The 25,488-nt window shown below is 70.7% G+C and carries 26 protein-coding genes; 10 read left to right on the top strand and 16 right to left on the bottom strand.

The features are described from left to right. Positions 1–3: 3 nt before the first annotated feature. Positions 4–588: a cadmium resistance transporter gene (locus AB0M47_RS01410; protein WP_363406496.1), complete on the top strand. Its 585-nt coding sequence runs from the start codon at positions 4–6 to the stop codon at positions 586–588. Between the two features lie 56 nt (positions 589–644). Here the strand turns inward: AB0M47_RS01410 and AB0M47_RS01405 are convergent, their stop codons facing one another. The 4 genes from AB0M47_RS01405 to AB0M47_RS01390 form a co-directional block, all read right to left on the bottom strand. Next, positions 645–2,771, bottom strand: a complete 2,127-nt coding sequence (locus AB0M47_RS01405; RefSeq protein WP_363406493.1) for a bifunctional polysaccharide deacetylase/glycosyltransferase family 2 protein — start codon at positions 2,769–2,771, stop codon at positions 645–647. Further along, positions 2,768–3,190, bottom strand: a complete 423-nt coding sequence (locus AB0M47_RS01400) for a hypothetical protein (protein WP_363406490.1) — start codon at positions 3,188–3,190, stop codon at positions 2,768–2,770. The genes AB0M47_RS01405 and AB0M47_RS01400 overlap by 4 nt, the downstream gene beginning before the upstream one ends. A 168-nt stretch (positions 3,191–3,358) precedes the next feature. Then, on the bottom strand, positions 3,359–4,222 hold the full coding sequence (locus tag AB0M47_RS01395) for a S1 family peptidase (protein WP_363406487.1): 864 nt from the start codon (positions 4,220–4,222) through the stop codon (positions 3,359–3,361). A 260-nt stretch (positions 4,223–4,482) separates the two neighbouring features. Then, a complete protein-coding gene (locus tag AB0M47_RS01390) occupies positions 4,483–5,055 on the bottom strand; it encodes a hypothetical protein (protein ID WP_363406484.1) in 573 nt (190 codons plus the stop codon). Positions 5,056–5,181: 126 nt separating this feature from the next. Between AB0M47_RS01390 and AB0M47_RS01385 the strand changes: the two genes are divergently transcribed. Further along, on the top strand, positions 5,182–5,508 hold the full coding sequence (locus AB0M47_RS01385; RefSeq protein ID WP_363406481.1) for a carboxymuconolactone decarboxylase family protein: 327 nt from the start codon (positions 5,182–5,184) through the stop codon (positions 5,506–5,508). Between the two features lie 7 nt (positions 5,509–5,515). Here the strand turns inward: AB0M47_RS01385 and AB0M47_RS01380 are convergent, their stop codons facing one another. Beyond that, a complete protein-coding gene (locus AB0M47_RS01380; protein ID WP_363406478.1) occupies positions 5,516–6,676 on the bottom strand; it encodes a hypothetical protein in 1,161 nt (386 codons plus the stop codon). 109 nt (positions 6,677–6,785) lie between these two features. Here AB0M47_RS01380 and AB0M47_RS01375 point away from each other — a divergent pair, with 109 nt between their 5' ends. The 3 genes from AB0M47_RS01375 to AB0M47_RS01365 all read left to right on the top strand — a co-directional run bounded on the left by AB0M47_RS01375 (position 6,786) and on the right by AB0M47_RS01365 (position 9,537). Beyond that, positions 6,786–8,174: a hypothetical protein gene (locus tag AB0M47_RS01375; protein WP_363406475.1), complete on the top strand. Its 1,389-nt coding sequence runs from the start codon at positions 6,786–6,788 to the stop codon at positions 8,172–8,174. Positions 8,175–8,301: 127 nt separating this feature from the next. Further along, on the top strand, positions 8,302–8,853 hold the full coding sequence (locus AB0M47_RS01370) for a YdeI/OmpD-associated family protein (RefSeq protein ID WP_363406472.1): 552 nt from the start codon (positions 8,302–8,304) through the stop codon (positions 8,851–8,853). 255 nt (positions 8,854–9,108) lie between these two features. Next, positions 9,109–9,537, top strand: a complete 429-nt coding sequence (locus AB0M47_RS01365; RefSeq protein WP_363406470.1) for a hypothetical protein — start codon at positions 9,109–9,111, stop codon at positions 9,535–9,537. Between the two features lie 55 nt (positions 9,538–9,592). Here AB0M47_RS01365 and AB0M47_RS01360 read toward each other — a convergent pair whose 3' ends face one another. From AB0M47_RS01360 to AB0M47_RS01345, 4 genes are read right to left on the bottom strand one after another with little or no spacing between them, the layout of a single operon-like run. Further along, positions 9,593–10,093, bottom strand: a complete 501-nt coding sequence (locus AB0M47_RS01360; protein ID WP_363406922.1) for a DUF456 domain-containing protein — start codon at positions 10,091–10,093, stop codon at positions 9,593–9,595. A gap of 53 nt (positions 10,094–10,146) precedes the next feature. After that, the gene (locus AB0M47_RS01355) at positions 10,147–10,776 is read right to left on the bottom strand and encodes a hypothetical protein (RefSeq protein ID WP_363406467.1); all 630 of its coding nucleotides are present in this window, start codon (positions 10,774–10,776) and stop codon (positions 10,147–10,149) included. Then, complete coding sequence (locus AB0M47_RS01350) at positions 10,773–11,342, bottom strand: sigma-70 family RNA polymerase sigma factor (protein WP_363406464.1); 570 nt, start codon at positions 11,340–11,342, stop codon at positions 10,773–10,775. The genes AB0M47_RS01355 and AB0M47_RS01350 overlap by 4 nt, the downstream gene beginning before the upstream one ends. Beyond that, positions 11,329–12,150, bottom strand: coding sequence for an AraC family transcriptional regulator (locus AB0M47_RS01345; RefSeq protein ID WP_363406461.1), 822 nt, complete (start codon positions 12,148–12,150; stop codon positions 11,329–11,331). The genes AB0M47_RS01350 and AB0M47_RS01345 overlap by 14 nt, the downstream gene beginning before the upstream one ends. Before the next feature lie 48 nt (positions 12,151–12,198). Between AB0M47_RS01345 and AB0M47_RS01340 the strand changes: the two genes are divergently transcribed. Further along, on the top strand, positions 12,199–12,609 hold the full coding sequence (locus AB0M47_RS01340; protein WP_363406458.1) for a DUF2000 domain-containing protein: 411 nt from the start codon (positions 12,199–12,201) through the stop codon (positions 12,607–12,609). Positions 12,610–12,633: 24 nt separating this feature from the next. After that, positions 12,634–13,095: a ribonuclease HI gene (rnhA, locus tag AB0M47_RS01335; RefSeq protein WP_253762090.1), complete on the top strand. Its 462-nt coding sequence runs from the start codon at positions 12,634–12,636 to the stop codon at positions 13,093–13,095. A 60-nt stretch (positions 13,096–13,155) separates the two neighbouring features. Here the strand turns inward: rnhA and AB0M47_RS01330 are convergent, their stop codons facing one another. Next, the gene (locus AB0M47_RS01330; protein ID WP_363406455.1) at positions 13,156–13,932 is read right to left on the bottom strand and encodes a pentapeptide repeat-containing protein; all 777 of its coding nucleotides are present in this window, start codon (positions 13,930–13,932) and stop codon (positions 13,156–13,158) included. Positions 13,933–13,980: 48 nt separating this feature from the next. On the opposite strand from AB0M47_RS01330, the gene AB0M47_RS01325 reads away from it, so the two are divergent. Beyond that, entirely contained in the window at positions 13,981–16,359 is a 2,379-nt protein-coding gene (locus tag AB0M47_RS01325) for a glycoside hydrolase family 2 TIM barrel-domain containing protein (protein WP_363406452.1), read from the top strand. Positions 16,360–16,363: 4 nt separating this feature from the next. Here the strand turns inward: AB0M47_RS01325 and AB0M47_RS01320 are convergent, their stop codons facing one another. After that, entirely contained in the window at positions 16,364–17,473 is a 1,110-nt protein-coding gene (locus AB0M47_RS01320) for an MBL fold metallo-hydrolase (RefSeq protein ID WP_363406449.1), read from the bottom strand. Next, on the bottom strand, positions 17,470–18,297 hold the full coding sequence (locus AB0M47_RS01315) for an enoyl-CoA hydratase/isomerase family protein (protein ID WP_363406446.1): 828 nt from the start codon (positions 18,295–18,297) through the stop codon (positions 17,470–17,472). The genes AB0M47_RS01320 and AB0M47_RS01315 overlap by 4 nt, the downstream gene beginning before the upstream one ends. A gap of 247 nt (positions 18,298–18,544) precedes the next feature. Between AB0M47_RS01315 and AB0M47_RS01310 the strand changes: the two genes are divergently transcribed. Further along, positions 18,545–19,315, top strand: coding sequence for a GNAT family N-acetyltransferase (locus AB0M47_RS01310; protein ID WP_363406443.1), 771 nt, complete (start codon positions 18,545–18,547; stop codon positions 19,313–19,315). A gap of 144 nt (positions 19,316–19,459) precedes the next feature. Here the strand turns inward: AB0M47_RS01310 and AB0M47_RS01305 are convergent, their stop codons facing one another. Further along, on the bottom strand, positions 19,460–20,185 hold the full coding sequence (locus AB0M47_RS01305) for a PIG-L deacetylase family protein (protein WP_363406440.1): 726 nt from the start codon (positions 20,183–20,185) through the stop codon (positions 19,460–19,462). A 77-nt stretch (positions 20,186–20,262) separates the two neighbouring features. On the opposite strand from AB0M47_RS01305, the gene AB0M47_RS01300 reads away from it, so the two are divergent. Beyond that, a complete protein-coding gene (locus tag AB0M47_RS01300) occupies positions 20,263–20,895 on the top strand; it encodes an HAD family phosphatase (RefSeq protein WP_363406919.1) in 633 nt (210 codons plus the stop codon). Here AB0M47_RS01300 and AB0M47_RS01295 read toward each other — a convergent pair. The 3 genes from AB0M47_RS01295 to AB0M47_RS01285 all read right to left on the bottom strand — a co-directional run bounded on the left by AB0M47_RS01295 (position 20,892) and on the right by AB0M47_RS01285 (position 25,122). Then, positions 20,892–21,692, bottom strand: a complete 801-nt coding sequence (locus AB0M47_RS01295; protein WP_363406437.1) for an ion transporter — start codon at positions 21,690–21,692, stop codon at positions 20,892–20,894. The genes AB0M47_RS01300 and AB0M47_RS01295 overlap by 4 nt on opposite strands. A gap of 104 nt (positions 21,693–21,796) precedes the next feature. After that, entirely contained in the window at positions 21,797–24,337 is a 2,541-nt protein-coding gene (locus AB0M47_RS01290) for an ABC transporter permease (RefSeq protein ID WP_363406434.1), read from the bottom strand. Next, positions 24,337–25,122, bottom strand: coding sequence for an ABC transporter ATP-binding protein (locus AB0M47_RS01285; protein WP_363406431.1), 786 nt, complete (start codon positions 25,120–25,122; stop codon positions 24,337–24,339). Before AB0M47_RS01285 ends, AB0M47_RS01290 begins: the two co-directional genes overlap by 1 nt. Positions 25,123–25,488: the final 366 nt, after the last annotated feature.

Here is a 25,488-nt window from a genome sequence, read left to right as displayed (position 1 = left end):
GCCATGGATCTCGTCGGCACCGTCGCGGTGGCCGCCGGCACGTTCGCCGGCACCAACGTCGACGACCTCGTCGTGCTGACGGTGCTGTTCCTGTCCACCCGCGCCGCTGGCCGACCCCGGCCGTGGCAGATCTGGACCGGCCAGTATCTCGGCGTCGGGGCGCTGGTCGCGATCTCGGCCGTGGCCGCGCTCGGGCTCACCGTCGTCCCCGACCGCTGGATCGGCCTGGCCGGGCTCGTGCCGTTCGCGATGGGCGTACGCGGCCTGGTCCAGGCGATCCGTGGCGGTGGCGAGGATGGTCCCGTGATCGCGGGCAGTCTGACCGCGATCGTCGGCGTGACCGTCGCCAACGGCGCCGACAACATCTCCGTCTACACGCCGCTGTTCCGCACGATCGGGCTCGCGGCCAGCCTTGTGACGGTGGCGGTGTTCGCAGCCGGGATCGCACTCTGGTGCGTGGCCGCCCGGTGGCTCGGCTCGCATCGGCGGATCATCGCGGTGGTGGAGCGCTGGGGCCACTGGCTCGTGCCGGTGGTGTTCATGGCGATCGGCGCCGTGATCGTGATCGAGTCCGGCCTCCTCAGCTGACGCGTCAGCCGGACGACGCCGGCCGAGGGCTCAGCCGGACGACGCCGGCCGAGGAGTCAGCGGGATGCCGACTTGAGCAGAGCCGCCGCCTCACCCGTACGCTGCATGCGCTGCCAGCGCAGCCGGTTACCGAGCAGCGCCGTCACGGTGGACTGCACCACCACGAGGTACATCAGCTGCCGGTACACGATCTGCTGGAACGCGATGCTCCACAGCGGCCCATACCGTTCCCGGTCCAGGCGTAGGGCGTACCAGGCGGTGAAGACCTGGATGGCCAGCAGGCCGCACCAGGCCGCCAGCATCTGGACCCACGGCAGGAAGATGAACCCGTAGATCGCGAAGATGTCGACGGCGGGTGCCGCGAGCGGCAGCGCGATCTGGAAGACGAGCAGGTAGGGCAGCCCGCGGCGGCCGAGTCGCCCGCCACCGCCGCCCTCCGCGAGGGCGTGGCGGTGCTTCCACATCGCCTGCATCGTGCCGTAGCACCAGCGGTATCGCTGCCGCCACAGCTGGCGCAGCGACGAGGGGGCTTCGGTCCACGCGATCGCGTGCTCCGCGTAGACGACCTTCCAGCCGGCCCGCAGCACGGCCATGGTCAGGTCGGTGTCCTCCGCGAGGGTGTCGGGGGAGACGATCCCGGCGCTGGTGGCGACGTCCTGCAGGACTTCGCGGCGGAACGCGCCGATCGCGCCGGGGATGGTCGGCATGCATCCGGCCAGGTCGAACAGGCGGCGGTCGAGGTTGAAGCCGATCACGTACTCCAGGTGCTGCCACCGGCCGAGCAGGCGCTTGCGGTTGGCGACCTTGGTGTTGCCCGCGATCGCGCCGACCTGGGGGTCGACGAAGTCCTGCACGAGGTTGTAGACGGTGTCGCGCTGGAAGACTGTGTCGCCGTCGACGAGGATCAGCAGGTCGGCGCGGGCGGCCCGGATGCCGGTGGTGAGCGCGGCGGGCTTGCCCGCGTTCGCCTGACGCAGCACGCGTACGCCCCGCAGCCGCAGCCCCTCGACGATGTCGGCGGTGTGGTCGGTGGAACCGTCGTCGACCACGATGACCTCGAGGTACGGGTAGTCGCTGGCGACGAGCGAGCGCACGGTCGCGGCGATGTTCGCGGCCTCGTTGTACGCCGGGACGATGATCGACACCGGATCGAGCACCTCGAACGGCCGTTCCCGCCAGCGCCGCCGGGCGACCTTGACGTGCCGCCGGGCGGCGACGATCTGGACGAGCAACCGGACGACGGCCAGTACCAGCGCCACGGCCATAAGCACGCCCATGGCCTCGGTCGCGAAGCCGGCCGCGGCCTGCACCGTACGCAGCACGTCACCCCGGACCTGCACCGCTCGCGGGGCCGGTGCCGCGGCCGGCAGCCCCAGCGCCTCGGAGACGGTGGCGAACTTGTAGCCCTTGGCCTGCAACGCCGGGATGAGCTTGGCCAGTGCTTGCACGGTCTGGCTGCGGTCGCCGCCGCTGTCGTGCATCAGCACGATCGCCCCGGCCGTGCCCTTCGGCTGGGCGGCCCGCACGATCGCGTCCACGCCTGGCCGCTGCCAGTCCTCGGTGTCGAGATCGTTGAGGACCGTCAACGCGTCAGCGGGCAGGACGGCGACCTCGTACACGTGCAGCGCGTCGGCGGTCGACGAGAACGGCGGCCGGAACAGCGTCACCTCGCGCCCGGTCGCGCCCGCGATCGCGTTGCGGGTCATCCCCAGCTCCAGGTCGCGCCGCCAGCCCGGGACGCGCGCGATCTCCACGTGCGTGAAGGTGTGCGAACCGACCTCGTGGCCTTCCGCCGTCATGCGGCGTACCAGGTCGGGGTATTCGTTCACGCGTGAGCCGATCGGGAAGAACGTCCCATGCGCCTGATACTTCGCCAGCACGTCGAGGACCTTCGGCGTCCACTCCGGGTCCGGACCGTCGTCGAAGGTCAACGCGATCGTCTTGGCCGGCATCCGCCGCGACTCCACCTGGCCGGCGTTCGCCCGGATCACCGGCCCGCCGGTCAGCACCTGCTCCGGGGCGGCCGCCGCCCCGGCGATCGGCCGCGGCACCTCGGCCCCGCCGGCGATGCCGTGGGCGTACCCGTTGAACGCCAGCGCCGCCAACAGCAGCACGAGCGACAACAGCAGCAGGATCCAATGCGCCCGGGCCTCGCGGGCAGGCGCGCGACGATTGCCGCTCATGGCTTGCGCGACCGGCTCGGCTTCGCCGTGGGCCGGTGCGTGTTGGTCTGCCCCGGTGGGAGCGAGGTCGCCGACGTCCCCGGGCTCGCGCTCGGCGACGTGCTCACCGACGGATCGCTGGTCCGGGTGGTCACGGTCGTGCTCCGGCTCGGCGACACACTCGGCTCGGCCACCGCCGACGGCTTGGGCTCCGCGGCGCCGCCATGCCCCGGCCACCCCGGCAGTTGCGCCGGTCCGCCGCCGATCAGACTCGCGCCCAGCCCGATCAAACCCAGCAACAGGGATACGCCGAGAGCAGCGCCCAGGACGGTGATCAGCCGACGGCGGCGACCCGACCGATCGACGAAGACGGGCCGGGTGCTGCGGTCGGGGTGCTCCAGGCCGGGCTCGCCGGACGGGCGCAGACTGTGCGAGGGCATCGGCTGCGAGGCTACCCAGGGCTATAAGCGCTGGTCGAGTCGAGTCACCCCTGTCACCATCCGTGACATGGCATCGGCCGAACGGTCATCGGCCGCTCGGTGTCGCGGTGCCCGGCCAGGATGAGCCTGCCGGGCCGGGCACCTCTGTGCGATCGGGGAAAGGTGCGGTCAGAGGATGGTCACGCCGTACTTGTTGGCCGCCTCGCGTACCGGCTGGAAGAAGGTAGTGCCACCGGACGTGCAGTCGCCGCTGCCGCCGGAGGTCAGGCCGAGCGCCTTGTTGCCGTCGTACAGCGGGCCGCCCGAGTCGCCGCCCTCGGCGCAGACGGTGGTCTGGATCAGGCCGCCGACCTTGCCGCCGGGGTGGCCGGAGTATCGGACCGAGACGTTGAGCGCGGTGACCTTGCCCGAGTGCACGCCGGTGGTGGAGCCGTCGCGGGTGACCGTCTCGCCGACGACCGCGTCCGCCAGGGTGTAGCCGCCTGAATGCGACAGCGAGGTGTTGTCGTAACGGACCAGGGCGTAGTCGTCACCGGGGAAGCTGTATCCGACGTTGCCGCCGATCAGCGTGGTGTGCGCCGAGTTGGTGTACCAGGTGCTGGCCAGGGACGCGCAGTGCCCGGCGGTGAGGAAGTAGTAGGTGCTGCCGCTGACGACGTTGAACCCGAGCGAGCAGCGGTAGCTGCCGCCGTAGATCGCGTCGCCGGCCGACAGCAGCGGGCTGAAGACGCCCGAGGTGCGCTCGATCTTCAGCGCTCCGGCGGTGACGCCGGCCGCGCGCTTGAGAGTGGCCAGTTCGGCGGCGTCGACGGACTTGTCGGCGGTGACGACGACTCGGCCGGATGTCGCATCGACATACCAGGAGATTCCGTCGACGCCCGAGGCGTCGACTGCGGCGTACGCCGCAGCGAGCTGGGCCGGGCTGTAATGCGGCGCTGCCGAGGCAGCCGACGGCACCGCGACCACGCCGAGCGTGAGCGCGCCGACGATCGCGGCCAGCCGGCGAGCGGCCTGGTCGAGCTGAACTCTCATGATTCCTCCCCACGAGGCGATCGGATCTGTAGACCCGCTCCGGTCAGTATTTAGATCAATCGATCGCTGCTCAAGAGAGGGGGTTCGTCCGAAAGGCCGCTTCTGTACGCGGGTGGAGACGGCCGCGGCGTGTCAGCCCCGCCGTCGCTGCGTCAGCCGGGCAGGTTCGCGCGCCAGGCCCGCGCGAGCAGGTCGGACCAGCGGCGTCAGCCGGGTAGGTTCGCGTGGCAGGCGCGGGCGAGCAGGTCGGACCAGTGGCGTCAGCCGGGTAGGTTCGCGTGGCAGGCGCGGGCGAGCGGGTCGGACCAGGCGGTGCCGGTGAGCGGCAGCACCACGGCAGTCAGGTGGCGACGCCCGTCCGACGGGATGACGACAAGTTCGGCCGTCATGCTCACAGGCGCCGTCGAGTCCACACACGAGACGGTGGCGCGCACCGGGAACCACGCCGTCGCGTGCGGAATGATCCGCTGGCTGCCCTGCAGGACCAGGGCGGCGTCCTCCCCGACTCCGGTGATGTGAACCGGCAGCGGACCACCGTTCATGACGGCGACCGTGCCCTCGATCACCACCCCGCCCGACTCGCCGTACGCCGAATTGATGCCGGCCACCGTGGCGAACACCGAGACCAAAGCCGACTGCGTACGCACCCACTGCCGGGCGGCCCACAGCCCCATCCCGGCCATGCCTGCCAGCACACCCCCGAGAACGAGGACGACGACCAGCCCCATCGGCAGCCGGCGCGACCGGAACCGCGCCCACCGCCCTGGAGCCACCGGCTGACGAGCCCGGTCAAGATCGATGGCGATGGAGGCGTCCGGGGTCGGATCGAGCACGCGCACAATGTAGCCGCCGCCGTCGATCGACAATGGCCACGGCCGCCGCTGCGCGGCGACCTGCGACTCCGGCCGTCCTGGGAGATGATCGCCGGCAAGGCATCATTCTTCGGGAAAGGATCGATCATGACGGACGACAAGCAGCCGTCAGCGGCGCAGAAGCTGCTGGGCGACTTCGCGCCCGCGCTCGCGCACTTCACCGATCAACTCTTCGACGACGTGTGGGGCCGCCCCGACCTCGCGCCCCGCGACCGCAGCCTGATCACCGTCGCCGCGCTCGTAGCCGGTGGCAACACCGAGCAGTTGACCTTCCACCTCAGCTTCGCCAAGCAGAACGGCCTGACCGAGGCCGAACTCGTCGAGGCGATCACCCATCTCGCCTTCTACGCCGGCTGGCCGAGAGCGATGTCGGCCATGGCCGTCGCCAAGCGGGTCTTCGCCGACGCGAGCTGAGCCCGGCTCAGATGAGCCGGCCCTGGAAGAACACGAAGGTCAGCAGGCTGCCGACGCCGGCCAGGCCCACCAGCATCAGCAGGCGCAACCGCTCCGGGATCGTCGTGAGCAGCACAACGGCTGGAGCCGCCAACGCATACGACCGGTACGCGGACACCCGGGGACCGGCCACGAGCGGCACCAGGACCAGACCGACCATGAGCCCGATCAGCAGGATGAGTTCGGCGTCGAAACCGCGCGCCATCCCTCGGCGTACGGCGACCACCAGAGCGGGGCCGATGAAGATCAGCATCGCCAGCAGGCTCCAGGCCAGGGCGCCGGCCTCGCCGCCTGCCACGATCTGCGCCGCCGTGGTGAACGGATTGTGCACTCCGTTGCCATAGTTCCGCTGGATCAGCTGGTACGCGTCCCAGTGGCCGGTCTGCGCGAAGAAGATCCAACCGACCACGACCAGGCCCAGCCCGCCGGCCACCGCCACGCCGAGCCCTTTCGCCGCCCGGATCCACCATGGATCCGGGCGTCCACCGAGCACGATCGCCACCGGGACCACCAGGCACATCACCGCAGCGCTCGGATACGCGGCCACCCCGACGCCGACGCTGAGGGCAGCCCACGCCCACGATCCGTTGCGGACGGCGAGGACGGCGCCCGCTACACAGAGCAGCGCCAGCGAGATCGGGAACACCAACTGGTAGTAGACGCTCCCCGGCAGGAGCACCACCATGAGCAGACTCTGCGCGGCCGGCTCGGTGAACCGTGCCCCGAGCAGGCGCCAGACGACCGACAGCGCGGCTCCGAGCGCGACTTGGGAGAGCAGTACGCCCGAGGCGGCGTACCCCAAACCGGTGACGTGGATGAGCTTGATCAGCATCGGGTAGAGCGGGAACCACCCGGCGTTGCCGCACCAGGCGTCCGCCGGCGGAGCTGGGAAGTCGATGGGGCCGTCGCCGCAGGGATACAGCTCATAGCCGCGGCGTGCGATGTCGACATACCGCAGGGCGTCCCACTTGAGCCCGGACGAGAGCCGGAACGGATCAGCTCCGGCCGCCGCCGCGAGCAGCCACATCCAGAGCTGACAGCCGACGGCGACCGCCACGGGCGGCAGCCACCGCTGCCAGGCACCGCTCCGATCGAGCTTGCCGGCGTCCTGCACTTGCGCCTCGGACATGCGCGTCAGCCTGCCGGGCGGCCCGGTCCTCGCGCAGCGGACCGTTCGGGCGGAGCGAACTGTCCGGCGGGCCGGTGCGCGGGCGCGGGCGGATTGGCACGGTGCAGGGGTGGCGACTGGACCCCGATGGCACTGGGCTTTGCTGCCGATCGCGTTCCTGCCGTTGGCGATCTTCCGGGCCGGGCTGCTCGCCGAGTCGGACACGTTCTGGCAGATCCGGGTCGGCCTGGACACCCTGACGACCGGGCACATCCCGCAGTCCGACACCTATTCGTGGCCCCTGGCCGGTACGCCGTGGCAGCCGAACTCGTGGGCGTTCGACGTGCTGCTGGCGCTGGCCTATCGCGGCGGCGGACTGCCGGCCGTGGCGTTCGCCGGAGCCTTGGTCATCCCGCTCATCGCACTCACCGTCGGAATGGCCGCGCGACGGCTGGGCGCCCAGCCGAAGATCACCCTGCTCGTCCTGGTGTACGCCGTCATCCCGCTGACGGCGTTCCTGTCCGTCCGCCCGCAGATCGTCGACTACGCGGTCGTGCCGCTGCTGATTCTGCTGGTCGACGTGCTGATGCGGGGGAGTGCGACCAAAGCGCGCTGGTGGGCTGTCGCCGGCCTGGGACTCACCCAAGCGGCCTGGGTGAACCTTCATCTGGCCGCTCCGCTCGGGGTGGCCGTCGTCGCCGCGGCCGGAATCGGCCACCTGATCCAGGAGCGGTCCGTCGCCACGGTTCGGGCGTTGGCGGCCGGGTTCCTGATCACCGCAGTGTGTTCCCTGGCCAGCCCGTACGGGTGGCACGTCGTGCAGATCGCCGGCGCCGTCCGGGCTTCGTCGGCGTACGTCGTGGAATGGGCGCCGTTCGATCCGACCGTGGCCACCTCCGACCTGCTGCTGCTCCTGGCCCTCGGCGCGGCGTACGCGGCCTGGCGGTTGCGTGCGTACGCGTACCTGCTCGTCCTGGTGCTACTCATCCCGGCCGGCCTGTACGCCCTGCGGATGCTGCCGATCGCCGTCGTCGCCGGGCTGCCGGTCCTGGCCCGCATCGCCGACGCGTCGCCGCGAAGGGCGGCGTACCTGCGATCGCGGTCACCGCTGGTGTGGCTGGCGGTGTCCGGCCTGCTCGCGGCGGAAGTCGTCCTGGCGGCCGTCAAACTGCCGACCCTGGGCACCCCGGATTACCCCGTCGCCGCGATTCAGGCGATACCGTCCGGCTGTCGCCTGTTCAACGGCTACCAACTCGGCGGGCCGGTGATCCTGCTCCGCCCGGACGTGCCGGTCAGCCAGGACTCCCGCAGCGACCTCTACGGCCGCACGCTGCTCGCCGCCGCCAACGACACCGAGTTCGGCCCGGACGGCCTGCGCCGGTTGGACGCCGACGGCATCACCTGCGTCCTCGTCACCCCGAGTACGCCGCTCGGCCGGAGCCTGCGTGCCGCCGACGGCTGGACCACTTTCGGCGGCGACGACAGAGGCATGCTCTTCATCCGCAGCGGATCAGCGTAGATCGGCATCCTTACGAGCCCATCCCTTCGCACGAGGGGCCAGCTGCGTCGCTAGTGTGGCAAATCGGGCGAATTTCGCGTCTCCGGCAGAATTGACCGACCGGCGTCTGGCCTGGAACTCTTGCTGCATGAGCCAGAAGTCCACGACGCCGATCCGCTTCGAGGCCAGCCTCGAAACCGTCGTCACCACGACCATCGTGCGCATGCCGGGCGAAGCGAGCCAGCTGCTGCCATCGCGAGGGCAGGTCGCGGTGAACGGATTCCTCAACGGCCACGCCTTCCAGTCGGTGATCGAACCGGACGGGCGGCGGGGCCACTGGATCAAGGTCGACGACGACCTCCGGCGCGCCGCAGGCCTCTCGGTGGGCGACGCGGTCGACATCACCGTCGAGCCGGCTCAGGAGTGGCCGGAACCAGAAGTACCGGCCGACTTCGCCGACGCGCTGGCGTCCGCGCCGCAGCGGATCCAGGTCATCTGGGAGGACATCACGCCGATGGCCCGCTGGGAATGGGTGCGCTGGATCAACGCCACGGCGAACCCGTCGACCCGGCAGACCCGGGTGGAGGCGAGCCTGTCGAAGATGGACGACGGCAAGCGGCGGCCCTGCTGCTTCGACCTCAGCTCGTGCACGGATACGACCGTGTCCCGAAGCGGCAAACTCCGCGACACCGGCCGCTGACGACGGCGGACCTCCACACCCGCGACGAGAGCTGAACTTTCGCCCTTGTGGTGTTGTCAGAGACCGGTGACAACACCAGGAGGGCGAAAGACGGTGCGTCATGGCCGGTGGATCACCCAGGTCGTCAACGAAACGTCAAGAAGCCGGCGGCGGGCGTCAAGAACGCGTAAGGGCCTCTATGCGCCTGCCACCCTCGGTTGTTGACTCGATGGGAGGGGCCGAAAAGCGGCCGCTGACAAGCCATCGGAGCGAGTCGTGAACACCACCCGGGCGGGGGTGTACCCGCCACTTCTCAGCGAGGCGGACCCAGGCCTTCCGCAGGGATTCCTCGTCGGACTCGGGGCGCTCGTCGTCATCGTCGCGGCCTTCGTCGCCTCAGCAATCCCACCGGCGGACGCCATGCTCCGGTACGCCGTCCTGGTGCTGGCGGTGTTCGGCTTCGCCGCGGCCACCGCCGTGTGGACGGCACCGATCGTGACCGCCGTCATCGGGTTCCTCGTGTTCGACGGGTTCCTGGTGAACCAGCTGGGCCAGCTGACCTGGCACGGCAGTTCCGACGGAATCCGGCTCGTCGCGTTGGCCGCAGCGGTGATCTTCGGCCGCCTGGCGGGCGATGTCTTCCGGATGCCCAGACAAACCCAGGCCCGACGGCCGGTGGCGTCATCGTCGGTCCGGCACAGATAAGGCGCCGCGGCGGGCCGACGGGGCCAAGCGACGTTCACTTGAGCACCCGTCCGGATCAGGCCGCGAACGCGCCGACCACCCAGGTGACGGCGATGATCAGGGCGGCGGCCAGTTCGATCAGCATGGACAGGCCGACGGCTTTGACCGCGTGCCAGGTCGCGGACCAGGCTGGTTTGAACTGCCGTTGGCGGAGCAGTTCGGCGAGCAGGATGCCGACCACGAAGCCGAGCGGCAGGCCGACGACGGGGACGACGAAGAAGCCGACGATGCCCAGCAGGCCGCCCGCGATCAGCGACCAGTTCGGCACCCCGCTCTGCTTGAGGCGGCGGCCGGGCCAGGCGTACTTGGCGGCGGTGCCGGCCAGCGCGACGAAGGTCGCGATGAACAGCACCAGCCAGCGGCCCCAGCCCGCGTCGGAGAACAACGCCCAGACCAGCACCGCGCCCCAGCTCAGGATCAGGCCGGGAATCACGGGGACGACCACGCCGACCGTCCCGGCCAGGATCGCCAGCGCGCAGACGACGACGAGGGTGCTCTGCGTGTCGGTCAGGTCCACGCCGTCCAGGTTCTCACGCGGACGCCAGCTCGGCATCCGCGTGAGACCGTGGGTCAGCGCCGTACCCGCTCCGGGATCGCCATGCAGGACGGCAAGGTCCGGACTACTGCGGGCACGACCGTGGTGGTACGCCCATCGGGATCGGCCCAGGTGGCGTACCCGAAGGCGAGGGTGTCGGCCGCCGGGATCTTCTCCGGGCGGACGGTGATGACGACGTCGCCATCGGCCACTCGGTAGGCGACCGGAGCTCGCTCCAGATCCTCCGGCGTGGCCGTGGTGAGGAACGGGAACGCCGGATCCATGTCGAGCGCCTCCGTGCAGCGGTCTGCCGTGACCATCCGCATCACGACGGTATTCGCACCGGCCCGAGCCAGTTCTTTGTTGAGCCGGGCGGTGTCCTTCAAGCGTTCGGCGCGAAATGAGAAATGCACCGAGCCATCGGCTCGTTTGTCCACCGTGTACGCCGCCGCCGGGGTGGCGATGAAGAACCCGCCGACGGCCGCGGCGACTGCCGCACCGGTGACGGCGGCGATGAGGCGACGACGGTTGCGCTTCGGCAGTGGATCGGCTGGGGTGTCGAGGACCCGTTCGAGCAGGGCGAGCGCCTGCGAGCCGCGCGGGTCGGGGTCGGTGTGCGTACGGGCGGGATCGGCGGCACGCAGCCGGTCCAGGGGATCGGTCATGTTGTGGTGCTCCTTCCGGGAACGATGGTCGGCCGGGTGCGCCGGATCGGCGAAGCGTCCTGTTCCTCGCTGGCGAGCAGCCGCTGAGCGAACCGTTTCCGGGCTCGATGCAGCCGCACCTTCAGCGCGGTACGCGTACAGCGCAGGACGAGCGCCGCCTCGGCCACGTCCAGCCCGTCCCACTCGACGAGCCGCAGGACTTCCTGGTCGGCGGGGGACAGCTCGGCGAGGACGGCGCGTACGCGCAGCTGCTCGTCGACCTGTCCGGAAGGGTCCGCCACCTCGACGTCGCCACCGGCAGCCGCCTTGGCGGCCAGCCTTTCCCGGCGCGTACGCCCCCGCAGCTCGTTGGCGATGACCTGCCTCGCCGTCGAGTAGAGCCAGGCTCGGGTGTGCTCGGGCGGCAGTTCGGCGAACCGGCGCCAGGCGATCAGGAACGTGTGGGCGACGATGTCGCCCGCCGCGTCGGCGCCTACCCGACGGGCCGCGAAACGCGTCAACTCCGCATAGTGGGCGTCGAATAGTCCTTCGAAGCGCCTTCGAGCGGCCGCGTCATTGAGTTCCATACCTGGAGATGTCCGCCTGAGGCGCTGTGGTTACCGGGTGGGCGAGCATATCGGCCGGGGAGACCCCCACATGCCGGACGAAGTGCCGGTTCAGGTGCGCCTGGTCGAAGAAGCCGGCCTCGATCGCCACCTCCGCCGGGCGACGGCCGTCCAGCAGCAGCGTCCGGGCCAACGCGATCCGCCGCCCCATCAGGTACGCGTGCGGCGGCAGGCCGAACGCGCGCGTGAAACTGCGTACCAAATGGGTGGGATGCGCGAAAAGTGACTCCGACGCCTCCTGGAGCGTCACCCCGGCCTGGACCCGGTCGTCGATCAGATCGCGCAGGTCGGCCGCGAGCCGGGGCGGCGCGGAGCCGGCCCGGGGCGGTGCGCCCAGATGGGTGAGCAGGCGTTCGGCGACGAACGCGAGCCGGCTCTCGGCCTCCAGCGTCTCGGGCCCGGACACCGCGTGGTGCAACTGGTCCAGCCGGGTACGCAGCAGCGGATCGCGGAACTCCGGCTGCCCGACGGCCGCGCCGATCAGCGCGTCGCCGAGCACCGCACGATCGAGGTAGAGCACGCGCTTGCGGAACCCGCCCTCGGTCGCGGACTGCCCGTCGTGCGGCACGTCCGGCGGCAGCAGCGTCACCGTCGAACCGACCGCGCCGTGCTCGCTGCGATCCAGGTCGTAGCGGATCGCGCCGTCGTCGACGATCAGCAGCGTCCAGGTCTCATGGGTGTGCATCGGGTACGCGTGCCGGTCGAACCGGGCGTGGAACACCTCCGCGATGCCCGGCACCGGTGGACGCCATGCCGACACGGCCTGCATGCCAAGAACGTACAAGACCCGGCGGGTGCGGACGGACAGCCTTGAGTCATGAAGTTCGACACGAAGATCGCGGTCCTGCTGCGGGACGACCTGGCCACCTGGCAACGGCTGAACGTGACGGCATTCCTCGTCAGCGGCGTCGCCGCGCAGGAGCCCGAACTGATCGGCAAGCCGTACGCCGACGCCGACGGGACGGCGTACCTGCCGATGTTCCGTCAGCCGGTGATGGTCTTCGTCGGCGACGCGGCGCTGCTCACCCAGGCGCACGGCCGGGCGCTGGAACGCGGCCTGACGATCGGGGTCTTCACCGAAGAACTGTTCAAGACCGGCAACGACGACGACAACCGGGCAGCCGTCGCGGCCGTGCCCCGAGACGAACTACGGCTGGTGGGCATCGCCATGCACGGTCCGCGCTCCGTTGTGGACAAGGTGCTGAAGGGGGCGGCGCTGCACCCATGACCTGCGGTCGGGTAGGTTTCGCCCATGGCCGAGGTGAATGCGCGCATCGTCGAGATCTACACCGACGGCGCCTGCAGCGGCAATCCCGGGCCGGGCGGCTGGGGAGCGATCCTGCGCTGGGGCGACCGCGAGAAGGAGATCTGGGGCGGCGACGGCGGCCAGACCACCAACAACCGGATGGAGCTGATGGCCGCCATCCAGGCGCTGGAACTGCTCTCCCGGCCGGTGACCGTACGCCTCCACACCGACAGCTCCTACCTGCGCAACGGCATCCTGTCCTGGCTGCCCAACTGGAAGCGCAACGGCTGGAAGACCTCGGACAAGAAGCCGGTCAAGAACGCCGACCTGTGGCAACGCCTCGAAGCGGCGGTCAAGGCCCACCAGATCGAGTGGGTCTGGGTGAAGGGGCACGCGGGCGATCCTGGGAACGAACGCGCGGACGCCCTCGCGAATCGGGGTATGGCCGAGTCCCGCGCCGCCCTCTGATGATCAGCGGAGCGTTCGTGGGGTTATGGCACCGCGAAATTTCCGCTGATCATGGAGCGATCATGCCGCCCAGTGGGTCGGGTGGCGGAGAGCGGCGGGGACTCGCGTACGAGAGTCGCCGCGAGCGGCGTCGAGCTGCGCCTGAGTGAGGTAGAGCGCCCCGGTCAGGTCGGCTCCCCGCAGGTCGGCACCCCGGAAGTCGGCGCCGATGACGTCGGCCTCACGGAGGTCGGCCTGCCGCAGATCCGCCCCGATCAGCATCGCCCCACGCAGCGAAGCACGCCGGAGCGAAGCACCTCGCAGCGAAGCGCCGAACAGTGAAGCGCCCCGGTGGTCCGGCCCGGCCGGGCGGCGTACCAGCGAACTGGCTTCGAGGAGTAGCGGATTCGCCTCCGCCCGCAGCAAACCTGGGTCCACCGACGGGTCAAGCGAAGCGGCCAGCTCGTCGATCTTGTCGTACATCGCGGTGAGCTGGGCGTGGAGGGGCGCGGCGGCCGGCATACTCCGCGCCTCGGCGAGGTAGTAGAGCAGCTCGTGCAGGTCCCGCATGATCGGGAACGCGGCCAGCATCCCGGGCTCGTCGCGCCAGCTTCGCCCGTCGAAGGCCGCGGTGATCCGCTGGCCCGCGCCGAAGCAGTCGAACACGGTGCAGCCGGGGAAGCCGGATTCGCGCAGCCGGGAGTGGATGCCGCAGCGGTAGTCGTCGCGCAGGTTCGGGCACGCTTTGCCCGCCGGCTTGGTGATCGCGAAGTCCGCCGACTTGGCGAAGGCAGGCGCGACACAGCAGAGCCCGACGCACGAGGCGCAGTCGGCGTGCAGAAGCTCCCGGAAAGTCATCCCGACCAGCGTACCGGCACCTGATCATGGCCGGGCTAGGGTGGGGGCGTGACTGCGCTTGACGGCCCCTGGACGTTGCACGGAGACGCACTCGACGGGCCGGTTCCGGCGACCGTTCCCGGGTGCGTGCACACCGATCTGCTCGCCGCCGGGCTCATCGACGATCCGTTCCTCGGCGAGAACGAGCCGAAGACCGCCTGGATCGGCCGCAGCACTTGGGCGTACCAGCTGGATTTCGACTGGAGCGACGCCGGGGACCAGCGCGCGGACCTGGTGTGCGCGGGTCTGGACACGATCGCGACCGTGACCCTCAACGGCGTCACGCTGGGTGACACCCGCAACATGCACCGGTCGTATCGGTTCGACGCGCGCGAGGCGCTGCGCGAGGGCGGCAACCGGCTGGAGGTGCGCTTCGCCGACGTCTACCAGTACACCGATGAGCTGCGTGAACAGCTCGGAGACCGGCCCAATTCGTATCCGGAGCCGTTCAACTTCGTCCGCAAGATGGCCTGCAACTTCGGCTGGGACTGGGGTCCCACGCTGGTCACCGCCGGGATCTGGCGGCCGATCGGGCTGGAGACGTGGTCGGTCGCGCGGTTGGCCGAAGTCCGCCCGCTCGTCACGCTGCGTGACGGCATGGGCGTCGTCGAGGTGCACGTCCGCGCCGAACGCGCGTCATCCGCGCCACTGACGGTGACCGCCGCGGTGGGCGAGCACCGCGCCGAGGTCCAGCTGATCGATTCCGATCAAGGACTTGTACGCCTAGAGGTGCCGGACCCGGCCCGGTGGTGGCCCCGCGGCTACGGCGAGCCGACCCTGCACGACCTCACGGTGACGCTCACCGACGGTGACCGAGAGTTGGATGTCTGGCAGCGTCGCATCGGCTTCCGCGACATCCGCCTGGACACGGCGCCGGACGAGGCGGGCAGCGCGTTCACGCTGGTCGTGAACGATGTGCCGGTCTTCGTCCGGGGCGTCAACTGGATCCCGGAAGACGCGTTCATCACCCGCGTCGACCGCTCCCGGTACGCCGACCGCCTGGCCGACGCCTGCGCGGCGAACGTCAACCTCATCCGGGTGTGGGGCGGCGGGATCTACGAGTCGGAGGACTTCTACGACCTGTGCGACGAACTCGGTCTGCTGGTCGAGCAGGACTTCCTGTTCGCGTGCGCGGCGTACCCGGAGGAGCAGCCGCTGTGGAGTGAGGTCGAGGCGGAGGCCCGGGAGCAGGTCGCCCGACTGACTCCGCATCCGAGTCTGGTGATGTGGGTCGGCAACAACGAGAACGTGTGGGGTTGGCGGGACTGGGGCTGGCAGGCTGACCTCGGCGATCGGACGTGGGGGAGCGGCTACTACTTCGAGCTGCTGCCGTCGATCGTCGCCGAGCTGGATCCGACTCGGCCGTATTGGCCGGCGAGCCCGTATTCGGGTGGCCCGTTCACCGGGGCCGCCGATCGGCATCCCAACGATCCGGCGTACGGGTCGACGCATATCTGGGACGTGTGGAACACCCACGACTACACCCATTACCGGTCGTACAAGCCGCGGTTCGTGGCCGAGTTCGGCTTCCAGGCTCCGGCCGCCTATTCCACGTTGGACCGGGCGCAGGCGCTGGACGGACCGGCGCTGGCGGCGCATCAGAAGGCCGGCGGCGGCGACGGCAAGCTCCAGCGCGCCCTGGACGAGCACTTCGGCGACGTCGAGGGATTCGACGACTGGCACTACCTGACGCAGGTGAACCAGGCGCGGGCGATCCAGCTCGGCGTGGAATGGTTCCGGTCGCTGCGCCCGCACTGCATGGGAGCCATCGTCTGGCAGCTCAACGACTGCTGGCCGGTGATCTCCTGGTCCGCCGTCGACGGCGACGGCCAGCGGAAGCCGCTCTGGCACGCGCTGCGGCGGGCGTACGCCGATCGGCTGCTGACCTTCCAGCCAGGCGTGCTCGCCGCCGTCAACGAGTCGGCCGAGGACTGGGCCGTGCAGCTGCCGGTACGCCGCATGTCGCTGGCGGGTGAGGAGCTGGCGGCGGCCGAGGTGGACGTCGTGGTGCCCGCCCGGGGTGCGGTGACGATCCCGCTCGCGGACTCGGTGGGCGAACCGGGGCTGGACGAGTGCCTGGTCGCGGGGAACGCCTGGTGGTTCTCCGGGCGCGACAAGGACCTGGCCTACCCGGCGGCCGCGTACGAGGCGACGGCGTCGCGGGTCGAGGACGACGTGCTCGTCACCGTGATCGCCGAGACGTTCCTGCGCGACCTGTGCCTGTTCGCCGACCGGGTCCACCCGGCGGCCACCGTGGACGAACAGCTCGTCACGCTGCTGCCGGGGGACAGCTTCACCTTCCGGGTCAGCGGGCTGCCGTTGGACGCCCCGGTGGACGAGCTGACCGCAGCGCCGGTGTTGCGCTGCGTCAACGACCGGGTGGGCTGACGCCTCAGGCGACCGCCTGCCACCAGCCGTCGACCGGCGGCGGGAGGTCGACGTCGACCCGTTCGCCGGGGCGGGGCACCGCGAGGCGTACGCCTCGGGCCTTGGCCTCGCGCCAGACCCGGTCCACCGGCTCGGACCAGTCGTGGAAGGCGAGGTTGAAGGTCGCCCAGTGGACGGGGATCATCAGCCCGCCCTTGACGTCGAGGTGGGCGGCCACGCCCTCCTCCGGGAACATGTGGATGTGCGGCCAGGCGTCGCCGTACGCCCCGATCTGGATCAGCGTCACGTCGAACGGGCCGAGCCGCTCGCCGATCTCGGCGTACCCGTCGAAGTAGCCGGAGTCGCCGGTGTAGAACACCTTGCGCTCGCCCACCTGGACCACCCAGGACGACCACAGCGTGCCGTCGCGCTTGAGCCCGCGGCCGGAGAAGTGCCGCGCCGCCGTGCACACCAGATGCACGCGGCCGATCTCGACGTCCTCGTTCCAGTCCAGCTCGATGATCCGGTCGGCCGGCACGCGCCAGGCCTCCAGGTGCGCGCCGACCCCGAGCGGGACCACGAACGGCGCGTCCTGCGACCGCGTCAGCTCCTGCACGGTGGCCATGTCGAGGTGGTCGTAGTGGTCGTGCGAGATGAGGATCGCGTCCACCTCGGGCAGCATGTCCACGGCGATCGGCGTACGGTGCAGGCGCTTGGGCCCGACCTCCTGCGACGGCGAGCAGCGGTCGCTCCAGATCGGATCGATCAGCACCCGGGCGCCTTCGATCTCCACGAGCGTCGAAGCGTGCCCGTACCAGGTGATGTGCAGCCCGGTCGCGTCGGCCGACGGGGCGGCGTCGACGATCGGGATGTCTCGCTTCGGGCGGCGTACCTGGCCGCCGAAGAACGCGTCGTGCGCCAGCTTCGCCGTGTTCGACGGCATGGTCAGGGTCGGGATCGTGTTCTGGAACCGGCCGTCCCGCCACTGCGGCGACCGGCGTACGCGGTCGGCCCGCTCGCCCGAGACCCTGCCGCCCATCGCCCGGGGCACCTCCCGGCCGAACCAGGCGACCGCCGCCCCACCGGCCAAGGCGGCCAACCCGACGAGCCCCCAGCCCTTACGCGTACCACTCATGCCTCGACCCTACCCAGGCTGGGCCAGGCGCAGTCGCGGAAGTCCGGGACTCGGCGCTCGCCGAACGCGGCGACGCCCTCGGCGTACTCGGGACTGTGGTAGGAGGCGGCGTACAGCTCGCGGGTCCACGCGTCGTCGGACTCCTGCCCGGCCAGCACCCGGTCGATCAGCGCCTTCGCCCCGGCGACCGAGATCGGCGCCCGCCCGGCCAGCATCGTGGCCAGCGCGTACGCCCGGCGCCGCACGGCGTGCGGGGAGCACACCTCGTCGACCAGACCCATCCGCAGCGCCCGCTGGGCGTCCACCACTTCGCCGGTCATCAGCAGGAACCGGGCGGTGGCGTGGCCGACGGTGTGCACCAGGCGCGCCGTCGAGGTCAGCGGGTAGACGATGCCCAGCTTCGCCGGCGTGATCCCGAACGACGCCCCGTCGGCGGCGACCCGCACGTCACAGGCGAGCGCCAGCTGACAGCCGCCGCCGACGCACCAGCCCTCGATCAACGCCACGACCGGTTTGGACAGCCCCGACACGGCCGCCTCGGCCCGCTGCACCACCTCGGTGTACGCCTGCGCGTCGGCCGGCTCCCGGCGTACGGTGGTGAACTCGTCGATGTCCGCGCCGGTGGAGAACGGGCCGCCCGACGGGCCCCGGATCACCAGTACGCGTACCTCCGGGTCCGCTTCGACGGCCGCGGCAGCCTCGGGCAGCGCGGCCCACATCTGCAGGGTGAAGGCGTTGAGCCGGTCCGGCCGGTCCACGACCAGGGTCGCTACCGGCCCGTCGGCGCTCAGGCGCAACTGCGGCGGGAGCGCGGGAATCCTCATGGGATCACGCTAGCGGACCGGGGTTGACCCGGCGCCGATCTTGGTGGCATGCTGAGCCCCGATCGGCGTACGGGCCGGTCCCGAATTCTCCAAGGGAATGAAGTCCATGATCTCGGCGAGCCACAGCGGCCGCCGCGCGCACCTCGCCTGATCTGCTCAGGCGCGCGCCTTCATCTGCGGCGGTCCAACGCTCTCTTCGCGCATTCACGCGCGCCCTTTCCCGCAGAGCTTCTCATCAGATGAGGTCTTGAAGTTGATCATGGACATGAACGTCCAGCGTTCCGTCGTCGCCCAGCTCTCCGCCCGGCCGCAGGTCGTCGAAGCGGGCCCGTTCGTCCTCGGCTGGGATCCCGCCAGCCCGAGCAAGTACATCAACTACGCCACCCCCGTCCCGGGAGCGGCGATCACGCCGGCCGACGTCACCGCCCTGGTCGCGGCGTTCCGGGAGATCGACCGCATCCCGCGCCTGGAGTACGTGGTGAACATCGCCCCGGACCTGGAGAGCCAGCTGCTCGCTGCCGGGTTCACCGTGGAGGCCCGGCACGAGTACCTGGTCTGCACCGCGGACACGTTCGCCGACGTGCCCGACCCCGACGGCGTCGAGGTCACCGAACCGGACACCGACGCCGACTACTGGGGCATGATCACGGCCCAGGCCGCCGCCTTCGGGGACGCCTTCGAGGTCGGCCCGGCCGACATCGACCGCTCTCGGCGTACCAAAGAGCGGGGAGGCGTGGTCCGGATGGCCCGCAGCCGCCCCGACGGCCTGATCGTCGGCGGCGGCCAGGCCTCACCTCCGAGCGAGGGTGTGGCCGAGGTCGCGGGCATCGCCGTGACCGAGCCGTTCCGGCGACGGGGCATCGCCGGGGCGATCACCGCGGCGATCACGCGCGAGGCCTTCGCGCGAGGCGTCGAGGGCGCGTGGCTGGAGGCGTCCGGCGACGACTCCTGGCGCGTCTACGAGCGCGTCGGCTTCATCCCCACCGGCAAACGCCTCTACATCGCCCTCGACTCCTAACCCCCACCCCCACCCACCCACCCCCACCCCCCCGCCCCCCACCCCCCGCGCTTTTGACGCGTTGATCATGGAGTTAACCGTGGTGTCGACGGTGTGTCGACACCGGAAACTCCATGATCAACGCGTCGAGCGGGGGGCCGAGCGTTAGTAGCGGAGGAGTTCGAAGGCGGTGGCGCGCCGGCCGCCGAAGGCCGGGGCGACCTGGTCGGCGAGGAACTCCAGGAAGCCGCGCGCCGAGGCCATCGGATGGTCGCCCAGCCCCGCCAGGTACGCCCGATGCGCCTCCAGCGACGCCACGGCCCGATCGAACGTGCCCGTGATGTCGACCGCATGGGTCGGCTGAGGCGACCCGCCGACGGCGACATAGCGCACGCCGTTCCACGGCTGGAGGCCTTCCTCGGCCAGCTCGGGGAAGATCCAGCGGTTCCCGGCGTCGGCCACCGCGTCCAGCACGGCGCGGCCGGTGTGCCGGTGATCCGGGGTGTTCCAGCCACCGCCGGGCCAGCTGTCGTGGTAGTTCCCGGTGATCACCAGCTCCGGCTGGTGGCGGCGGATCGCGGCGGCCAGGTCCCGGCGCAGCGGCAACCCGTACTCGATGATCCCGTCGCGGTGATCGAGGAACTCGACGATCTCGACGCCCACCAGGTCGGCGCCCGCCCGTTCCTCGGCCTCACGCAGGGGAGCGCACTCGGCGGGCGCGATCCCGTCGATGCCCGCCTCGCCCCGGGTCACCATCAGATAGCGGACGTCCTTGCCGACGGCGGTCCACCGCGCGACCGCCCCGGCTGCGCCGTACTCCAGGTCGTCGGGGTGCGCCGCGATGGCCAGCGCCCGGGTCCAGTCCTCGGGCAGCGCCTCCAGTTGCTCCACAGCGCGAGCCTAGCGTGACCTGCGCCACCGTGAAGTGAGGCGACGCGGACCGGCCAGGCATCCTTGACGGCGTGACCTTGGCCGCGGTGCTCTTCGACATGGACGGAACGCTCATCGACTCGGAGCAGCTCTGGGCGATCTCGCTCCAGCAGCTCGCGGGGGAGTACGGCGGGCAGCTGTCGGAGGACGCCCGGCTGCGCATGGTCGGCACCGACATGCCCACCTCGATGGGGATCTTCCACTCCGACCTCGGCCAGGAGCACCGCGATTACGCGTACAGCGCCGAGCGTCTCGTCTCACTGACCGGGGAGCTGTTCGCGCAGGGGTTGCCGTGGCGGCCGGGCGCGCTGGAACTCCTCACCGAGGTACGCGCGGCGGGCGTACCGGCGGCCCTGGTGACCTCGACCGAGCGGCGGCTGGTCAAGATCGCCCTGGACACGCTCGGCCCGTTCGACGTGGTCGTCTGCGGTGACGAGGTCGGCAACTCCAAGCCGCACCCGGAGCCGTACCTGACGGCGGCCCGCCTGCTCGGCGTACCGATCGAGCGGTGCGTCGCCATCGAGGACTCCTCCTCCGGCGTACGCAGCGCGATCGCGGCCGGCGCGCGGGTGATCGGCGTACCGTGCGAGGTGGCGCTGCCCGGCGATCTCGGCGCGCACCTGCTGCCGACGTTGTCCGGTGTGGACTTGGCGTACCTGCGCGCGTTCTAGACCGGCTGCCGTTCGTTCAGCTCCGAGCGCAGCGCCCCCAACTCGGCCCGCAGCTCGCGCAGCTCCGCCAGGACCGCCCGGTCCTGGGCCGGGATCGGCTTGGCCTCCTCCTCGGCCCGATGCTCGGCCTCCATCGCGCTGACCGCCACCGCGATGAACAGGTTGAGCACGGTGAACGCCGAGACCACCAGGAACCCGATGAAGAAGATCCAGGCGAGCGGCTGTTTGGCCATGACTTCGCGGGCGACCTCGGACCAGCTGTCGCCGGTCATGATCTGGAACAGCGTGAAGATCGACTGACCGAGCGAGCCGAACCACTCCGGCGCGGTGTGTGCGAACAGCTTGGTCGCCATCACGCCCGCGACGTAGAGCACCAGGACCAGCAGTCCGGCGATGGAGACCATGCCCGGCATCGCGGTCAGCAGCGCCGACACGACGCGCCGCATGCTCGGCACCACTGAGACCAGGCGGAGCACCCGCAGGATCCGCATCGCCCGCAGCACGGTGAACGCCGACGACGCCGGGGCCAGCGCGACCGAGACGATCGCGAGGTCGAACACGTTCCACGGGTCGCGGAAGAAGCGCAGCCGGTGCACGAACAGGCGCAGGATCAGCTCGATCACGAAGATCGACAGTGCCGTCACGTCGATGACGTGCAGCTGAACGCCGTACCGGTCGTGCAGGGTGGACGAGGTCTCCAGGCCGAGGGTCGCCGCGTTGCCGAGGATGACGGCGGTGATGAAGTACTGGAAGGCCCGGGACTCGACCAGCTGACGTGATCTCTCCCGCAAACTCACCCGCGGAAAATACCAAACCGGTCCCCGGTGACTCGTGATCAACACGACACCGGGGACCGGACCCTCCCGTGCAGAGGGGTCTACTGCGGACCTACTCGTACGCCTTACTCGTAGGCGATCGCCTTGAGCACGTCCGTGCGGGCCGCCTTGATCGAGGGCAGGACCGCCGCGAACACGCCGACCAGAGCCCCGGCCACCAGGTACGCGGTTAGCTGCGACCACGGCACCGCGAAGTCGGTGATGCCCTCGCCCTTGAGCGACCGGACGACCGCCGCGCCCATCCCGACGCCGGTGGCGAGGCCGAGCAGCGTCCCGAACAGCGTGATGACGACGGCCTCCACTGTGATCATCCGCATGGTGGCCGCCCGGCCGAGCCCGATCGCCCGGAGCAGACCGAGTTCCCGCGTACGCTCCAGGACCGACAGCCACAGGGTGATGATCACGCCGAGGACGGCGATCAGGATGGCTAGCGCCAGCAGGATCGTGACCATCGTCAGCAGCGTGCCGATCTGGCCCGACGCCTGGTCGAGGTACTCGGCCTTGTTCATCACCGTGACCTCGGGGTTGCCGGCGAGCAGCGCGGTGATCCGGTCGCGGACCGCTTGCTCCGAGGCCCCGTCGGCCAGCGTGATCGTCGCGATCGCCGGGTCCGGGTTGTAGCTGTGCTCGAGTGCGGCCGAGCCCAGCATGTAGCCGCCCATGAAGTCGTTCTGGGTGTAGATCGCGGCGATCCGGAACTCCACGGGATCACCCTTGGGCAGCACCACCCGGACGGTGTCGCCGAGGCGTACGCCGTCCTCGACCGCGGTCTCGGTGTCCACGACGGCGTCGGTGGGCCCGAGCGTGGACAGCGATCCGCCGACCGCCTTCAGGCTGAACTGGGTGGCCAGCGCGGGCAGGTCGTCGACGATCTCGACGCCGTGGCCCTGCTTGCCGACCAGGGCCCGCTCGTAGACCTCGCTGGCGGCGCTGGCCACTCCCGGGATCTTGCGGATGTCGTCCATCGTGGAACGCGCGAATGTCGGGACGATGTCGGTGCTTTCCTGGCCGCTGACCAGCAGGTCGGCGTGGACCTCCCGGTTGGCCGCGCCCCGCAGGCTCTGGTCGCCCGAGGTGAGCACCGTGCTCGCCGCCGTGATCAGCGCGATGCCGATCATGAGCGCCGCCGCCGTGATCGCGGTACGCCGCGGGTTGCGGCCGGAGTTGAGCCGGCCGAGTTTGCCCGCGATCGACCAGGAGAAGAGCCGGCCGAGGGCGGCCACCAGCGGCTTGCCGACCATCGGGCTGAGCAGCGCCACCCCGATGAAGGCGAACATCACGCCGCCCAGCATCGGCCACAGGTGACCGTCGCCGGTCAACCCGTACCCCATGAGGGCCACGCCGGCCGCCGTCACCAGGCCGCCGCCGACCGTCAGCTTCGTCAGCGGCCGGTCCGGCGTCGCGACCTCCTGCAGCGCCGCGATCGGCGGCACCCGGCTGGCCCGCAGCGCCGGCAGCAACGCCGCCAGCACGGTGATCACGATGCCGACCGAGAACGCCGCGATCACGGCCGAGGCCGGCAACGCGATCGGGGCCAGGACCAGCCCGGAGACGTTGGCCGCGAGCATCGCCAGCACCCAGCCGACGCCGAGCCCGGCGAGCAGGCCGAGCACCGAGCCGGCCAGGCCGACGACGAGCGCCTCGGCCAGCACCGAGCCGATCATCTGGCGGCGGCTCGCGCCCAGCGCCCGGGTCAGCGCCAGCTCCTTGGTCCGCTGGGCGACCGTGATCGAGAAGATGTTGAGGATCAGGAACGTGCCGACGAACAGCGCCACGCCGCCGAACCCCAGCAGCACCTTGTTCAGCCCGTCCAGGACCGACTTGAACTGGTCGGCGATGGACTTGGCCAGCTCGGCTCCGGTCTTGACCTCGTACGCGCCGCCGGTCTTGGCGGCGATCGCGTCGCGGACCGCCTCGACGCTCTGGCCGGGCGCGGCGTCCACGTCGAACGAGGTGTACGCCCCCGGCTGGCCCAGCATCAGCTCCTGGGCGACCTTCTCGGTGAACCGGACCTCCAGTACGCCGCCGCGCCCGTCGAGGCCACCGGCGTACCCGAAGGTGCCGGCCAGCTCGAAGGCGCGCTTGCCGCCCGGGGTCAGCACGGTCACCTGGTCGCCGACCTTCAGCCCGGCCTTCGTGGCCTGCTCGACGTTCAGCACGACCTGGTTGTCGTTCTGCGGGGCGTGCCCGTCGCGGATCTCCGCGCCGCCGACGCCGTCGAGCCAGTTGCTGCCGAGGCGGGGCGGGCCGACCGTCGTGACGACCTTGCCGTCGCTGCCGATGACGCGGGCGCCTTCGGCCTCGGCGATGGCGTGCACGGCGGCGACCCCGGTGACGGCCTCGACGGCCTTCTTGTCGTCGGCGGTCAGCAGCCCGGGCACCGGCGAGTCGCCGCCGGCGATCTGGCCGTCCACCTTCGGCTTCGGCTGCACGACCACATCGGTGTGCGCGTACGCCGAGTCGAACATGCTCTCGAACGAGCGCCCGAGCGTGTCGGTGAGCACGAAGGACCCGGCGACGAACATGACGCCGAGGATGACCGCCATCGCGGACAAGGCGAGCCGCAGCTTGCGGGCCAGCAGGCTCTTCAGGGTGGCGCGCAGCATCAGGACTCAGCCCCGGCGGTGTCGGCCGCGACGCGGTCCAGCGACTGCATGGCGTCGAGCACCTTCTGCGGCGTCGGCTCGGTCAGCTCGTTGACGATGCGCCCGTCGGCGAGGAACACGACCCGGTCGGCATAGGACGCGGCGGTCGGGTCGTGCGTGACCATCACGATCGTCTGCCCGTGTTCGCGTACCGACGAGCGGAGGAAGGACAGCACCTCCGCACCGGAGCGCGAGTCGAGATTGCCCGTGGGCTCGTCGGCGAAGACCACCTCGGGCCGCGACACGAGCGCGCGGGCGCAGGCCACGCGCTGCTGCTGGCCGCCGGAGAGCTGGCTCGGGCGGTGACCGAGCCGGTCACCCAGCCCGACCGTGTCGATCACCGTGCGGAACCACTCGCGGTCCGGCTTGCGCCCGGCGATGGCCAGCGGCAGCAGGATGTTCTCCTCGGCGGTGAGCGTGGGCAGCAGGTTGAACTGCTGGAAGATGAACCCGACCTGCTCGCGGCGCAGCTTGGTGAGCCCGGCGTCGCCGAGGCCGGTCAGCTTCGTATCGCCGATGTGCACCTCGCCGCGAGTGACCGAGTCCAACCCGGCCAGGCAGTGCATCAGCGTCGACTTGCCGGAGCCGGACGGCCCCATGATCGCGGTGAAGCGGCCGGCGGCCACCTCCATGCTGACCCCCCGCAGCGCCACGACCTGGGCCTCGCCCGAGCCGTACACCTTCCAGACGTCCACGGCCCGCGCGGCGACGGCCACGCGGACGGGCGGGTGTGCGGTGATTGTCATCGAAGTCCCCCTGCACGGAATTGAAAGCTTGGTCCGGCCGGGCAAGGCGGTGCCCGGCCGGCGACTCTCATCGTTCCGGCTGGTGACGCGGGAGACGTCAGACCGTGGGTGGAAAGAAGCCCGAGATCCGCGCCAGGGGCCGCCCCCGAGACGATCTCGGGGAAGCCCCTGAGTCACGCCTGGCCGCACCCTCCGTTCGCGCGTCAGCTGCACCCTGGCGCCGGCGTTGGCGCTGGATCACGGTTCTGGGTCGAATCTTGGCCCAAGATTCGGCTCTCCGGCTGCTTGTGTGGGTCACGAGCGGTCGGGGAGCTTGATTTGGTATCCGCCTAGGTTGAGCTTGGCGAGGGCTATCAAGGCTTCGGC

This window comes from Hamadaea sp. NPDC051192 (assembly GCF_040682475.1).
Lineage (GTDB): Bacteria > Actinomycetota > Actinomycetes > Mycobacteriales > Micromonosporaceae > Hamadaea > Hamadaea flava.
This window is presented reverse-complemented; position numbering and strand designations above follow the sequence as displayed.

Bases quoted from the DNA above. Each gene is read 5' to 3' on its own strand.
- AB0M47_RS01410 (WP_363406496.1), top strand. From the start codon at position 4: ATGGATCTCGTCGGCACCGTCGCGGTGGCCGCCGGCACGTTCGCCGGC.
- AB0M47_RS01370 (WP_363406472.1), top strand. From the start codon at position 8,302: ATGAGCCAGAAGTCCACGACGCCGATCCGCTTCGAGGCCAGCCTCGAA.
- AB0M47_RS01355 (WP_363406467.1), bottom strand. From the start codon at position 10,776: ATGACCGATCCCCTGGACCGGCTGCGTGCCGCCGATCCCGCCCGTACG.
- AB0M47_RS01345 (WP_363406461.1), bottom strand. From the start codon at position 12,150: ATGCAGGCCGTGTCGGCATGGCGTCCACCGGTGCCGGGCATCGCGGAG.
- AB0M47_RS01405 (WP_363406493.1), bottom strand. From the start codon at position 2,771: ATGAGCGGCAATCGTCGCGCGCCTGCCCGCGAGGCCCGGGCGCATTGG.
- AB0M47_RS01290 (WP_363406434.1), bottom strand. From the start codon at position 24,337: ATGCTGCGCGCCACCCTGAAGAGCCTGCTGGCCCGCAAGCTGCGGCTC.
- AB0M47_RS01380 (WP_363406478.1), bottom strand. From the start codon at position 6,676: ATGTCCGAGGCGCAAGTGCAGGACGCCGGCAAGCTCGATCGGAGCGGT.
- AB0M47_RS01315 (WP_363406446.1), bottom strand. From the start codon at position 18,297: ATGAGGATTCCCGCGCTCCCGCCGCAGTTGCGCCTGAGCGCCGACGGG.
- AB0M47_RS01395 (WP_363406487.1), bottom strand. From the start codon at position 4,222: ATGAGAGTTCAGCTCGACCAGGCCGCTCGCCGGCTGGCCGCGATCGTC.
- AB0M47_RS01320 (WP_363406449.1), bottom strand. From the start codon at position 17,473: ATGAGTGGTACGCGTAAGGGCTGGGGGCTCGTCGGGTTGGCCGCCTTG.
- AB0M47_RS01330 (WP_363406455.1), bottom strand. From the start codon at position 13,932: ATGACTTTCCGGGAGCTTCTGCACGCCGACTGCGCCTCGTGCGTCGGG.
- AB0M47_RS01385 (WP_363406481.1), top strand. From the start codon at position 5,182: ATGACGGACGACAAGCAGCCGTCAGCGGCGCAGAAGCTGCTGGGCGAC.
- AB0M47_RS01400 (WP_363406490.1), bottom strand. From the start codon at position 3,190: ATGCCCTCGCACAGTCTGCGCCCGTCCGGCGAGCCCGGCCTGGAGCAC.
- AB0M47_RS01340 (WP_363406458.1), top strand. From the start codon at position 12,199: ATGAAGTTCGACACGAAGATCGCGGTCCTGCTGCGGGACGACCTGGCC.
- AB0M47_RS01350 (WP_363406464.1), bottom strand. From the start codon at position 11,342: ATGGAACTCAATGACGCGGCCGCTCGAAGGCGCTTCGAAGGACTATTC.
- rnhA (WP_253762090.1), top strand. From the start codon at position 12,634: ATGGCCGAGGTGAATGCGCGCATCGTCGAGATCTACACCGACGGCGCC.
- AB0M47_RS01285 (WP_363406431.1), bottom strand. From the start codon at position 25,122: ATGACAATCACCGCACACCCGCCCGTCCGCGTGGCCGTCGCCGCGCGG.